Genomic DNA, 12,750 nt, shown 5'->3' with positions numbered 1-12,750 from the left:
TGATCACGGAACCTTCGGGAACCTCGGTATCCACCGGATCCTGGTCGCGGACGGTTCCAAAGAACCCGCCCAGCACATCGTTGACCCGCACCTGGAAGCCCAGGGCCTCCAGTGCCCGACGGGCTTCGGTGGCCTGCCGGCCGATGTAGCTGGGCACTTCCACCATCCTCGGGCCCTTCGAGATGGTCAGGGTGACCGTGCCGCCACGGGTCAGCGTGCCGCTGGCCGGTGACTGGCTGACAACCGCGCCCTCGGGAATGTTCCTGTCGAACACCTCTTCGCGTGCCACCTCGGCGCGCAGGCCGGCCGCCTCGATGGCGTCTTCGGCATCCTTCTCGTCCTGGCCCACCACCGAGGGGACGGGAATGGGCTCAGGTCCCTTGGAGACCGCCATGCCCACCGGAGTCCCGCGCCGGGCGGGCGTGCCGGACGCCGGGTCCTGGGAGAGGACGACGCCGGCCGGCGCCTCCTCGTTGAACTCTTCCGTGACCGTGCCCAGTGCCATGCCGGCAGCATTAAGTGCGTTCTTGGCTTCGTCCAGCGTCCCGCCGGTCAGTTGCGGCAGGGGAAACAGCTGGGGTCCCTTCGAGACGAACAGGGATACCGGCTGGAATTTACGGATCTCCGTCCCCGCCCCGGGCTCGCTGCCCACCACCAGGCCGGTGGGGACGTTCTCGTCGAAAACGTCGCTGGTGGTGGACCTGAAGCCGGCGTCGCTGAGCACCTGCTGGGCCTGGGCGACGGTCTTGTTTGCCACCTCGGGAATAGTGGCAGCGGCCCCCGGTCCCATGCCAAAGAACCATCCTGCTCCCGTGGCCAGCAAGGCGGCCAGGACCAAGACAACCACCCAGAGCACCCCCCGCCGGCGGGGATTGCCTTCGCGCAGCGTCCTGGCCGGGGTGGCCGCAGCGCGGGCGCGGGCCTTCTCTTCTTCCTTCTCCGCTTTACGCTGTGCCCGCTTGCTGGGCAACGGCGTCGGGGGAGCCCAGGCCTCTTCGGCGTCTTCGCCGGGTGGCGTGAGGATGTGGCTTCCATGGGCGGCTGCGTTGCCGGGGTTTCGGTCCGATGGTTCCGGCCCCTGCAGCGGAACGTAGGGCGGCGGGGCCGGCCGGCCCGAGGGCATGATGGTTGTTGGATTGCTGGTCCGCGCGATGAACTCGGTCCGGTGAGGGGATCCGGCAGGGTCCGGCGCCGCCGGCGGCTGCAGATCCAGCTCGGCGTCTGTCAGGTGGGTCCGGATGTGGCGCAGCTCGTGCAGCAGTGCATTTCCGTCCACCGGCCGGTTCTCCGGATCGTTGGCAGTGCACCATTGCACCAGCTCGTCCACTTCGCCTGCCAAACCCGGCACCAGGGCCGAGGGCGGGCCCACTGTTCCGTTCACATGCTGGTAGGCGACCTGGATGGGGACCTCGCCGTCGAACGGCTGTTGTCCGGTGAGCATCTCGAACAGCATGATGCCCACGGAGTAGACGTCGCTCCGGGCGTCCGCCGGTTTTCCCAGGACCAGCTCCGGAGAGACGTAGGCGACCGTTCCCATGAGGGTTCCGGAGCTCGTGGACGTCGTGACCGCCCTCGCCAGTCCAAAGTCGCCGATCTTGATCCTGCCGTCATCCGAAATCAGGACATTTTCGGGCTTGACGTCCCGGTGGATGAAGCCGGCGGCGTGGGCCGCGGCAAGGCCCTCGACAACGGGGTCAATGAGGGCAAGTGCCAGACGCGGCGGCAGGGCACCTTTGCTGTTGATGACGTCACGGAGGGTGTGGCCCTTGATGTATTCCATGACCAGGTAAGCCGTGGTGCCGTCATTGCCCTGGTCCAGGACGCCCACGACGTGCGGATGGGACAGCCGTGCAGCGGCTTTCGCTTCGCGCCCCAGCCTGGCGATAAAAGTTTCATCGGCGGAGAGGTGCGGGTGGAGCACTTTCAGCGCGACGTCCCGTTCCAGCCGCTGGTCCACCGCCAGGTAGACAGTGGACATGCCACCGCGTGCCAGCCGGGAGCGGACGGCGTACCGGTTGTCCACCAGCGTTCCTACAAAAGGGTCAGACACGTGTTCCTGCACCCTTCGATCCTAGTCCCGCAACGAAACGGGTCCGAACCTGTAACCGGCTCGGACCCGTTCTGAACTGTTCCCACAGCCCCGGTCAGCCAGGGCGCAGGGACTAACCGAAGTTCTTCTGGTGTGCCTTGATGGCCGCAACGTAGGCCTTGGTGTCGTCGTACATGCCGTACTTGCTCACCGAGTATTGGCCCTGGTAGTAGCCGGCGATCGCAGTTTCCTCGTCCTTGCTGGTGGCCAGGAGCTGGCGGATGATAGCGACGCCCGCGGTTGCGTTGTCATACGGATCCAGCAGGTTCAGCTTGCGGCCCACAAGATCCGAGGCCCACTGTCCCGAGCTCGGGATGACCTGCATGGTGCCGATGGCGTTCGCCGGCGAGACCGCGCGCTGGTCGAAACCGGACTCCTGGTGTGCAAAGGCGAGGGCAAGCGAGGGATCCACTCCCATCCGGCGTGCCGTGTCCGCCACGATATTCCGCATTTCAGCACGGGAGGGAACCGGCGCAGCGTTCAGGAGGGCCTTGTTCTCGTTCGCGGAACTGACTACGGCCGCGGGGTAGCTGAACCCGAGGAATGAACTCGGCACAAGCGGAGTGACGGACGCGGCGGGCTGCGGGGCTGCCGGCTGGCCCGAGCCACCGGGAATAACCAGCTTGTTGCCCGGGAAGATGACCGTGGTCATGCTCATCCGGTTGGCGGAGAGCAGCTCGGAGAGCTTGACCCCGTGGCGCGAGGCAATGCCGGAGAGTGTGTCGCCGGCTTTGACAGTGTAGGAACCGGTAGCCGGTGCGGGGGTGGCAGAGGTGTTGGCCAGTGCAGGGGCTGGTGCGGGGGCCGGTGACGCAGCGGGCGCTGCCTGTCCTCCGCCCACCTTAATCTTCTGCCCGGGATAAATGATGGAGCGCATGGAGAGGTTGTTCCAGCTGAATACATCGGCAAGGCTCACGTTGTGCCGCGCCGCGATGGCTCCAAGGGTGTCGCCGGCCTTCACGGTGTAGGTTGCACCCTCGGCAGGCGCAGGTGCTGCCGCCGGTGCTGGTGCGGCTGCGGGTGCCGCGGCAGGGGCACCGGAAAGTTTGATCTTCTGCCCTGGATAAATGAGGGTGTTCGGCTGGAGGTTGTTCAGCTTGAGGACTTCGGAGGTCTTCAGGCCAAACTTCCCGGCAATGCCGCTGATGGTGTCGCCGCGGGCGATGGTGTACTCCGCGGGAGCAGAAGGCTGGGCAGGCTTAAAGGCAGCAGGAATGGTGGTGGAGACCGACGATGCAGGGATGACAGCCGGAGCCGCTTGTGCAGCCTGTGCTTTCATGGCCGCAGCCAGGGTTGCAGGAATGGACCGGGCCGGCTGTTCTGCGGCAGCAGGCTGGGCGAGGGCCAAGGATGACAACACGACCGCCGGCAGCGCGGCGGTTGTGGCGGCAAGCACCGGCAGACTCGGCCTGGGGGGCTGCTTGGGCGAGCGGGACATCGTCATGGAAAGAATCCTCTTCTCAACTGCGGGCGCGGACGGGGATGCCGCTGACATTCCTGATACTACTGTTACTCAAGTTATTGCTGTTACGAGCGTGAACAATGTGAATCTCTCACGAATTCGGGATTAGCACAAGAATTCCGGGATTCCCGGCAAAGAAAGATTTACGGAGTGTTTGCAGGTCAACTGCGCACAGTGATTGCATCGACTAGGCGGCGGGGCGCACCCCATGGCAACCTTGATCCGTGAGTAATAAAGTAGAAAACCTCGTGGGCGAGTGGTTGCCCCTGCCCGACGTCGCCCGCCTCCTGGATGTTTCCATCACCAAGGTTCATAGCCTTTTGGATGAACGGGCCCTGGCGGCATTGCGGGTAGGGGAGCGGAACATCAGGTCCGTTCCCGCGGAATTCATTCAGGATGGCCAGGTAGTGGACAGCCTTAAGGGCACCATCGTGGTGCTGTCGGACGCAGGGTATTCGGATGAGGACCTTATCGTCTGGCTGTTTACGGCAGACGAATCCTTGCGCGGCCGCCCCATCGACGCGCTGCGCGAGGGCCGCAAAACCGAGATCCGGCGCCGGGCGCAGACCCTGGCCTGGTAGCCGCTTCTAGGAGGCTCGGCTGACGGTGGCTTCAGCCAGCCTCCGCAGGGCGGTTTTTGGCAATTCATCGAGCGGAAGGGCCTCCAGGGCTTCATATGCCGCAGAACCAAATTCGTTAATAAGGACCTCCGTGGCCTGCAGGGCGCCGGACTCCTCAATGATCCGCCGGATCTCAAGGATGTCTTCGTCCGAAAGGTCCGGGCTTCCCAGCCGGGAATCAATAAATGCGGATTCAGGGGCTGAGGCCTGGTCCAGTGCAAGGGCGACCAATACCGTCCTCTTGCCTTCGCGCAAATCGTCCCCTGCAGGCTTGCCCGTGGTGAGCGGGTCGCCGAAAACGCCCAGCACGTCGTCGCGAAGCTGGAAAGCCTCGCCCAACGGGAGCGCGAACGCTGAGTAGCCGCGCAGGAGCTCGTTCGAAGCGCCCGCCAGTGCTCCGCCCAAGGCCAGCGGGTGCTCGGTGGAGTACTTCGCGCTTTTGAACCGGATGATCGACTGGGCGCGGCTGACGGCGCCCGCCCGGTCACGGACCGGGCCCGCGACTTCCTCAAGGATGTCCAGGTATTGACCGGCCATGACCTCGGCCCGCATGAGGTTGAAGATCAGCCGCGCCCTGCTGCCGGATGCTGCACGTTCCCCAATGTCCGTGAACGCCTCCTCGCTGAAGGACAGGCAGAGGTCGCCGGCGAGGATTGCTGCCGCCTGGCCGAACCGCTCGCTGTCCAGCGCCCAGCCCTGTGCACCGTGCAGCTGGCTGAAACGGCGATGGACGCTCGGTCCTCCGCGCCTGGTGTCGGAGCGGTCAATGATGTCGTCATGGATCAGGGCTGCCGCCTGGAACAGCTCGAGGGCGGCACCGGCAGTCACCACCTCGGTGGCCGTGGGCTCGCCGCCGGCCCCGCGCCAGCCCCAGTAGCACATGAGCGCCCGGAGGCGCTTGCCTCCGGTCACGAGGTTTGAGATGGAGCCCATGATGGGGTCGATGTCGGGGGAGATGGCAGACATCACGGACTGCCGTGAGGTCAGGAAGCCGGTCAGTTCGCCGGCCACTGCCGCCACAAAGTCTGCCTGTTCGTGCCTCAGTTGCTCGGCGGCGGTCACTTGGCAGACTCAGCTGCCACGTTGGCTCCGATGGTGAACGTGGCCACGCCCGCGGCTTCCACAACGGAGAGGTTGACTGTCTCGTTGTCGCCCCGCACGAAGTCCTTCGACGCCACCGCTCCCACCGCCTCACCGGGAACCGCCTTGAACCCCTGGGCTTCGAGCGACGCGGTGTAGAAATCGACAACGGCAGCGGTGGGCGCCGTCACGGTGGCTACCAGGGCGGCCGTTGCCGGCGCCGATGCTTTGTCGAAGCTGCTCGAAACTACGGTGGCTCCCGGCATGAGGGGCAGCAGCTGCTGGGGGAAGCCTTCCACCACGGCACCGACAGTGGCGGACGTATTGGGTGAGGCGGAGGGGCTGGCCGACGCGGTTATGGTGGCCTGCGACGTTGCCGGGGTGGAAGCCGGAGAGCTGGATTGGGGCGCCTGTGACGGGGTGGGGCTGCAGGCAGCCAGGGCCAGGGCTGCACCGGCAGCGAGAGTGGCCAAGCCTGCAGGCTTAAGGTTTCCAAAGACCGTCACAGGGACTTTCCTCCTGGTGTTGATGCCGGATTCAGCCTCCAGTTTAGTCAGTACCAACGGATAGGATTGCAGCCGTGGGGCCCGACGGTACGAACCAGCCAGCCGCAGCGCGCCTTCCGGGCCGCCGGCGCAAGTGCATCATGCATGTAGACATGGATGCCTTTTTCGTTTCAGTGGAGCTGCGGACGCGTCCTGAACTCCACGGCAAACCGGTGATTGTCGGCTTCCCGGCAGAGCGTTCCGTAGTGTTGTCCGCGTCCTACGAAGCCAGGGCTTTTGGAGTCAAATCCGCCATGCCCATGGCGGTTGCCACCCGGATGTGCCCCCAGGCCGTCATTATCGAACCGCGCCATTCACTGTATTACGAGGTGTCCGGCCAGCTGATGGCCATTTTCGAATCGATCACCGAACTCGTCGAACCGCTGAGCGTGGACGAAGCGTTCCTGGACGTCAGCGGCGCCATCCGGAGGCTCGGTCCGCCCAGGGGAATCGGTGAACTGATCCGCCGGCGGGTTGCTTCGGAACTGGGCATCACGGCATCTGTGGGCATCGCTGAGACGAAGTTCGTGGCGAAGATCGCGTCCACCCGCTGCAAGCCCGACGGCCTGCTCATGATCGGGCCCGACCAGACCGTGCCTTACCTTCACAGCCTGCCGGTGGGGGCGCTCTGGGGTGTCGGCGCGAAAACGGCAGAGGCCCTGGCGAAGATGGGCATCAGGACGGTGGCGGACGTAGCGGCAACACCGGTCTCAGCCCTCCGCAAAATGCTTGGCGCTACCGGAGAGCACGTTCACCAGCTCTCCTGGGGCATTGACCCGCGTCCGGTGACCCCCGTGCGGCTGGAGAAGAGCATCGGGGCTGAAGAGACCTTCGCCGTGGATACGGCGGACGACGCCCTGTTGCACCGGGAATTGCTTCGTCTCTCGCACCGGACGGCCACACGGCTGCGCAGTTCGGGAATGGTGGCGCGGACCATTGCCCTGAAGCTGCGCTTTGCCGATTTTTCCACCATCACGCGAAGCCGGACTGTCCAGACTCCGGTGGACAGCGCCCAGCTCATCTATGCGGTGGTCCTCCAGTTGCTGGATTCGGTGGGCGCCCGTGCCATGCCGGTGCGCCTGGTAGGGGTCAGGGCAGAGCAACTCGAGGACGCTGCCCGGACCTCACTCCAATTAAGCATCGACAGGCGCGACGACAACTGGCGTGCGGCAGAGCAGGCGCTTGATGAAGTCACGCGCAAATTCGGTAATAAGTCTGTCCTGCCGGCACGGCTCATGGAACCCGGAAGCGGCGCCGGGTAAGCCCTAAAACATAAGGCCTGGAGGCTTCTTCGAACGTGATTGCCGTCTTTCAGAACGGCCCTGAACAAACTATCCTTAGAGATACATAGTTTCGAGTGACTGGACTTACTGCCGGACCCTCTTGGACATGCTCCCGCTCCGGCGACTGCATGCCAGGTTTCAGCTTTTGCCAATGCTGGCGAAGCGGGAACCTCTTAGGCATAACGGTCGTTAACGGTGCAGAAGTTGTGGCTGGGAATCAGCCCGGACGTTGGCCTACAAAAGGAGGTCGTGATGCCGCTGTCGGAGCACGAACAGAAGCTGCTTGAGCAGCTGGAGAAGCAGCTTCACGAGGACGACCCGAAGTTCGCGAATTCCATGGGGTCCGATCCCGGACGTTCATGGTCCACGCGGCATGTGGTGATCGGTGTCCTCTGCGCCTTGGCGGGTGTCTTCCTGTTATTGGTTGGTGTGACGCTGCAAAACATCTTCGTTGGGGTACTCGGGTTCATCGTGATGGGTGGCGGAGTCTACTTTGCAACGATGCGCAGTTCGGCGGCGTCAAAACCTGGCGCCAAGGGCGGCAACGGCAAGCCCGGCAAGCAGCGAAGCTCATTCATGAGCAGCCTGGAGGAGCGCTGGGACGAGAGGCGCCGGGGCGAGCCGTAACGGCCCGGCGGCATTACCGCCCCTCCACTTTGCACCCCTGATGGGGGAGCGCGACGAAAAGACCCGCTTCGGCGGGTCTTTTCGCATTTAATCTCCACTTTCCTCCCCGCCCTGCCGCAATACCCCTTCCGGGAACATGCCGCATTTCGGTTGCGTAGCGATATTCGGATTTCGGGGAGCCCAATCATGGCAAACTCCTCCACTTCCCACCACAAGCGCAATTCCGCGGCTTTTCAGGCATTTCTGCCCACAGTCATCCGCTGGAAAGGAGCCTTTTGCGTTGACTGTGGGGGAAAGTGGAGTAATGTGGAGGACATAAGAGGGTGGTTGCAACATTAGGGGATGTGCAGTTCCTGACGGCGGACAGGCGGTGGACCAGTGTTCCTGGGCACTCACTCGCCACGTCTGGATGAAAAGGGACGGATCATTCTCCCCGCGAAGTTCCGCGAGGAGCTTGCCAGCGGGCTGGTACTCACGAGGGGCCAGGAACGTTGCATCTACGTCTTCAGCGAGAAGGAATTTGCACGGGTCCATGAGCAAATGCGGGAGGCACCAATATCCTCCAAGCAGGCACGTGACTACATCCGCGTTTTTCTCTCTGGAGCCTCTGATGAGGTACCTGACAAGCAGGGGCGCGTGACCATTCCACCGGCGCTCCGGGAGTACGCAGGCCTCGGCAGGGAGCTGGCCGTGATCGGTGCAGGATCCCGGGCCGAGATCTGGGATGCCCAGGCTTGGACGGAATACCTTGCTGAGAAGGAAACAGCCTTCTCGGAAACTGATGACCCCATTCCGGGCATTCTCTGAATGCCGGAACGGCCAACAGGAAGCTTCTTGGACGAGATCTCCAGCCGGCCCATCGGCTGGCCAACCTGGCTCACTTCCCCGGAGCCAGGCGGGCGGGACGATAGGCGCGGATGGGGATCTGGTCCCAGAAGCATGCACGGTACACCACGACGGCGAGAAAGGACGAGGCGTGAACGAACAACCAAAGCCCACGTCCGAACGCCATGTGCCGGTTCTTAGGGACCGGTGCATTAATTTGTTGGCCCCCGGATTCGAGGCGGCAAGGCTCCGCGGCGAAACTCCGGTGGCAATCGATGCAACCCTGGGAATGGGCGGACACTCTGAAGCAATGCTCCAGCGATTCCCCGACCTCCATCTCATCGGCATCGACCGGGATGAGGAAGCCCTGGCGCTGGCCGGAGAACGTCTGGCGCCCTTTCATGCCCGCACGCACCTGGTCCACGCCGTCTACGACGAAATCGAGGATGTCCTCGCCGATCTCGGCGTGCCGGAGGTCCACGGAATCCTGATGGACCTTGGTGTCTCCTCGCTCCAGCTGGATGAACGCGGACGCGGCTTCGCCTACTCCTTCGATGCGCCCCTTGACATGCGCATGGACACCAGCCGCGGCCAGACCGCCGCTGACGTGGTGAACAACTACAGCGAAGAGGAACTGGTCAGGATCATCCGCAAGTGGGGCGAGGAAAAGTTCGCCGGACGCATCGCGAACAGGATCGTCGCCACCAGGGCCGTCAAGCCCTTCACCACCACCGGCGAGCTGGTGGAACAGATCCGATCCGTGGTACCGGCCGGAGCAGCCAAGTCCGGCGGGCATCCGGCCAAGAGGACCTTCCAGGCGTTGCGGATCGAGGTCAACGAAGAACTCGACGTGCTGGAACGGGCAGTACCTGCAGCCGTGGACTCCATGGCACTCGGCGGCCGCATCGTGGTGATGTCCTACCACTCGCTGGAGGACAAAATCGTCAAGAGCGTTCTGCAGGCCCGTTCGAAGTCCTCAGCCCCGCTCGGCTTCCCGGTGGAGCTGGAGGAACATAAGGCGGAACTCAAAACGCTGACCAAAGGCACCGAGGTGCCCACCGCCGTCGAAATCGCCGAAAACCCGCGCGCAGCGTCAGCCAGGCTGCGTGCGGCAGAACGAATCAGAGCCAGGAGAGCTGCATGAGCACCGCTGCCGTCAAGACCTTTCCCGTCGCTGCAGGCAGTTCGGCGGCCAGCAGGACTCTCCCTGCCGGTGCACCAGGTGAAGGCCGGAAAAGCCGCACACCGCTCTCGGTGGTACGCAGCGTTCCGCAGAAGCGGCGCGCGCCCTTCGTTGTCCTCTGCTTCGCCATGCTGGCGCTGGCCCTGATCGCTGTGCTCGTCTTGAACATCTCGGTCTCCACCGCGCAGTACCAGCTGGTGGAACTGCGCGCCCGGCAGAGCACCTTGACCAAGCAGAACCAGGACCTTACCCAGCAGGTCCAGAACTTCGAGGCGCCGCAGAACCTGGCCGCGAAGGCCAAGGACCTGGGAATGGTGGCATCGACGGTTAAAGGCCAGATCGACCTGTCCACCCTTTCCGTCACTGGCAAGGCGACGCCGGCGGTTAAGGGCGGCTCCGAGGGCGCGGTCATCCCTGCCCCGGCGGTGGCCGGGCAGCTGATCGTGGTCCCGCCTGCAAGTAAGGGCGAACCGCTCGAAAACCGCAAGCCTGCGCAGGACGCAGCCGCCGCAGCCCCTGCTGCTGGAGCGCCGGCGGCTGGAGCTCCCGCCGCTGACACTCCTGCCGGCGGTACCCCGGCAGCCGCAGCACCCGCCGCTCCTCCGGCAGACGTGCCGGCGGCTGAACTTCACGGCGGCACCGTTCCCGTGCCCCAGCAGAAGGTGCCGGGGCAGTAAGAGGCAGGTCTGGCAGGCAACAGGGTCGAACAGCAAGGAATTCCACGGTGGCGCAAAGGACCGGCAAGGCAGTAAACAGCAGGGTACCCAACGCCACGAAGCGGTTGCGCCTGGGGCTGGGCATTATGCTCACGCTCCTGCTGGTGGTGGGCGGAAAGCTGTTCCTTGTCCAGGGCCTGGACGTCGGAGGAATGGCAGCAGCTGCGCTGGACAAGCGTATGACCCAGACAGTCCTGCCCGCCGAACGCGGCAGCATCCTGGACTCCAGCGGCACAGTCCTGGCCAACAGTGTGATCCGCTACAACGTGGTGGTGGACCAGAGGCTCAACACCAAGACGGAAACGTTCAAGCGCCTGGACGAGGCCAAAGAGAAACTGGTGGACGTTTCCCGCGACCAGGGGCTCACGGAGCTGGCAGCGGTTCTGGGCATGGAGAAGGACGCCATCGTTGACGCCGTCACGGGAGACTCGCGCTATTACATCGTGGCCAAGGATGTAAAGCCCGATGTTGAGGACAGGATTTCGAAGCTTCAGATTCCCGGCATCGTCACGGAGGGCGTCAGCAAACGTGTCTACCCGAACGGGTCCGTAGCCGGGGGCATCATCGGCTTCCTGAAGGACGGCACCGCCGGCCAGGCAGGCATCGAACAAACACAGGACGAACTCCTAAAGGGCAAGGACGGCGAACGGCTGTTCGAGATCGGCGCCGACGGCCTGAGGATTCCCGTGGGTGTGGACGAGCTGACCCCGCCGGAGGACGGCAAGGACGTCAAACTCACCATCAACTCAGACCTTCAATACTTTGCGCAGCAGGCCATCCAAAGCCAGTCGGACAAGCTGGGTGCCGAGTGGGGCGTGATCATTGTCATGGATGCCAAGACCGGCGACCTCGTGGCCATGGCAGACACCAACTCACCGGACCCCAACGACCCCGGCCGCGTGGCAGCCAAGGACCGCGGCGTCCGTGCCGTTACAGCCGCCTACGAGCCCGGCTCCGTTCAGAAGATGATGACAGTGGCCGCCCTGATCGAAGAGGGCAAAGCAGGTCCCCTCGATACCTTCACGCTCGGGCCTTCCTACACGGTGGACGGCCAGACCTTCAGCGACTCGTTCGCCCACGGGACGGAGGAGCGGACCCTCGCAGGCATCCTGGGATATTCGATGAACACGGGCACGGTGATGGCCGGGCAGCGGCTGAGCAAGGAACAGCGCTACGACTGGCTGAAGAAATTCGGCATCGGCGAGGCCCCTGACATCGGATTGCCGGCCACCGCGTCCGGCATTCTCACGCCCTGGGAGCAGTGGGACGGGCGGCAGGAATACACGGTCCTGTTCGGCCAAGGCGTCTCACAGTCCACCCTCCAGACCGTGCGGGCGTTCCAGTCCATTGCCAACAACGGCGTGATGCTCCAGCCGCGCCTGATCGATTCCTATATTTCCGCTGACGGGACCGAGGAGAAGGTTCCGGCCGCACCGTCCCGGCAAGTTGTTTCGGACAGCACCGCCCAACAGGTCCAGGACGTCCTGGAAAGCGCCGTCACCGAAGGCCAGATCAAGGACGCGGCCATTGACGGGTACCGGGTGGGCGCCAAGACGGGCACCTCGGAGTCCCCGTGCGACGACGGCGCAGGCTTCTGCGGGTACACCGCCTCCATCGTGGGCATGGCACCGATGGATGATCCGCGGTTTATTGTGGAGGTGGTACTCCAGCGGCCCAAGGGCAGCATCTACGGGATTACCCAGGGGCCGGTCTTCCGGTCGGTCATGAGCCAGGCACTGCGGACCTACAACGTCCAGCCGTCCACCGGCGAACCGGCCAGGCTGCCCCAGTTCGCCAAGTAACACCCCGGCACCAACGGCGTAACAGCTACTGCTGTTACCGCTTATCCATGCCGGGCACGATTCACTAGCACCATCGGAGATCCCTTGTCAGAATTCAACGCGTCCGAGAGCACTACCGCGCCCGCGGCTCCTGCCAGCAAGGTCCGGTTCAGGCCCTCTGCCGTCAAAGCGGTCCGCCTGGACAGCATTGGCGACGCAATCGGCGTCGCTGTCCCCGGGGCGGCTGCGGACGCGTTGGTCACCGGGGTCTCCTTGAATTCCCGCGCGGTGGAGCCCGGGGATCTGTATGTCGCCCTTCCGGGCGCCGTCCGGCACGGCGCCGATTTTGCTGCGCAGGCGATCGGGGCCGGCGCAGTTGCGGTTTTGACGGACGACGCCGGCGCCCGCCTGCTGGCATTGTCGGCCGACACCTCCGTGCCGGTGCTCGTTGTGGAATCTCCGCGGAACGTGGTGGGTCCGCTGTCTGCCATGGTCTACGGCAGCGGTGCCGGTGCACTCCAAATGTTTGGGGTCACCGG

At 64.3% G+C, this 12,750-nt stretch carries 12 protein-coding genes; 8 read left to right on the top strand and 4 right to left on the bottom strand.

Annotated features, from left to right (window positions below; genetic code table 11):
* Both pknB and P2Q66_RS07640 read right to left on the bottom strand, forming a co-directional pair.
* Window positions 1-2,062, bottom strand: a 2,062-nt coding sequence (pknB, locus tag P2Q66_RS07645) for a Stk1 family PASTA domain-containing Ser/Thr kinase (protein ID WP_275726917.1), incomplete at its 3' end; no start/stop codon positions are given.
* A gap of 100 nt (window positions 2,063-2,162) precedes the next feature.
* The gene (locus P2Q66_RS07640; RefSeq protein ID WP_275726916.1) at window positions 2,163-3,533 is read right to left on the bottom strand and encodes a lytic transglycosylase domain-containing protein; all 1,371 of its coding nucleotides are present in this window, start codon (window positions 3,531-3,533) and stop codon (window positions 2,163-2,165) included.
* A gap of 266 nt (window positions 3,534-3,799) precedes the next feature.
* Between P2Q66_RS07640 and P2Q66_RS07635 the strand changes: the two genes are divergently transcribed.
* Window positions 3,800-4,132: an Rv2175c family DNA-binding protein gene (locus tag P2Q66_RS07635; protein WP_079597181.1), complete on the top strand. Its 333-nt coding sequence runs from the start codon at window positions 3,800-3,802 to the stop codon at window positions 4,130-4,132.
* Between the two features lie 6 nt (window positions 4,133-4,138).
* Here the strand turns inward: P2Q66_RS07635 and P2Q66_RS07630 are convergent, their stop codons facing one another.
* Both P2Q66_RS07630 and P2Q66_RS07625 read right to left on the bottom strand, forming a co-directional pair.
* The gene (locus tag P2Q66_RS07630) at window positions 4,139-5,233 is read right to left on the bottom strand and encodes a polyprenyl synthetase family protein (protein WP_079597180.1); all 1,095 of its coding nucleotides are present in this window, start codon (window positions 5,231-5,233) and stop codon (window positions 4,139-4,141) included.
* Window positions 5,230-5,757, bottom strand: a complete 528-nt coding sequence (locus tag P2Q66_RS07625) for a hypothetical protein (RefSeq protein ID WP_275726914.1) — start codon at window positions 5,755-5,757, stop codon at window positions 5,230-5,232. The genes P2Q66_RS07630 and P2Q66_RS07625 overlap by 4 nt, the downstream gene beginning before the upstream one ends.
* Window positions 5,758-5,897: 140 nt before the next feature.
* Here P2Q66_RS07625 and dinB point away from each other — a divergent pair, with 140 nt between their 5' ends.
* The 7 genes from dinB to P2Q66_RS07590 all read left to right on the top strand — a co-directional run.
* Window positions 5,898-7,058: a DNA polymerase IV gene (gene dinB / locus P2Q66_RS07620; protein ID WP_104443636.1), complete on the top strand. Its 1,161-nt coding sequence runs from the start codon at window positions 5,898-5,900 to the stop codon at window positions 7,056-7,058.
* Between the two features lie 273 nt (window positions 7,059-7,331).
* On the top strand, window positions 7,332-7,706 hold the full coding sequence (locus P2Q66_RS07615; protein ID WP_079597177.1) for a DUF3040 domain-containing protein: 375 nt from the start codon (window positions 7,332-7,334) through the stop codon (window positions 7,704-7,706).
* Between the two features lie 378 nt (window positions 7,707-8,084).
* The gene (gene mraZ / locus P2Q66_RS07610) at window positions 8,085-8,513 is read left to right on the top strand and encodes a division/cell wall cluster transcriptional repressor MraZ (protein WP_102977276.1); all 429 of its coding nucleotides are present in this window, start codon (window positions 8,085-8,087) and stop codon (window positions 8,511-8,513) included.
* Between the two features lie 169 nt (window positions 8,514-8,682).
* Window positions 8,683-9,675, top strand: a complete 993-nt coding sequence (gene rsmH, locus P2Q66_RS07605; protein WP_275726909.1) for a 16S rRNA (cytosine(1402)-N(4))-methyltransferase RsmH — start codon at window positions 8,683-8,685, stop codon at window positions 9,673-9,675.
* Window positions 9,672-10,391 (top strand): hypothetical protein, encoded by a 720-nt coding sequence (locus P2Q66_RS07600; protein ID WP_079597174.1) that lies wholly within the window; start codon window positions 9,672-9,674, stop codon window positions 10,389-10,391. Before rsmH ends, P2Q66_RS07600 begins: the two co-directional genes overlap by 4 nt.
* A gap of 47 nt (window positions 10,392-10,438) precedes the next feature.
* The gene (locus tag P2Q66_RS07595; protein WP_275726907.1) at window positions 10,439-12,232 is read left to right on the top strand and encodes a penicillin-binding protein 2; all 1,794 of its coding nucleotides are present in this window, start codon (window positions 10,439-10,441) and stop codon (window positions 12,230-12,232) included.
* 84 nt (window positions 12,233-12,316) lie between these two features.
* A partial coding sequence (locus P2Q66_RS07590; RefSeq protein ID WP_275726905.1) for a Mur ligase domain-containing protein occupies window positions 12,317-12,750 on the top strand: 434 nt, incomplete at its 3' end.

Origin of the sequence: Arthrobacter sp. Cr_A7 (assembly GCF_029222765.1) — a bacterium.
In the GTDB taxonomy this organism is placed as follows: Bacteria; Actinomycetota; Actinomycetes; order Actinomycetales; family Micrococcaceae; genus Arthrobacter.
Note: the sequence above shows the minus strand (reverse complement) of the source record. Positions and strands in the feature narration are given on the sequence as shown.

Bases quoted from the DNA above. Each gene is read 5' to 3' on its own strand.
- P2Q66_RS07640 (WP_275726916.1), bottom strand. From the start codon at position 3,533: ATGACGATGTCCCGCTCGCCCAAGCAGCCCCCCAGGCCGAGTCTGCCG.
- dinB (WP_104443636.1), top strand. From the start codon at position 5,898: ATGCATGTAGACATGGATGCCTTTTTCGTTTCAGTGGAGCTGCGGACG.
- P2Q66_RS07615 (WP_079597177.1), top strand. From the start codon at position 7,332: ATGCCGCTGTCGGAGCACGAACAGAAGCTGCTTGAGCAGCTGGAGAAG.
- P2Q66_RS07600 (WP_079597174.1), top strand. From the start codon at position 9,672: ATGAGCACCGCTGCCGTCAAGACCTTTCCCGTCGCTGCAGGCAGTTCG.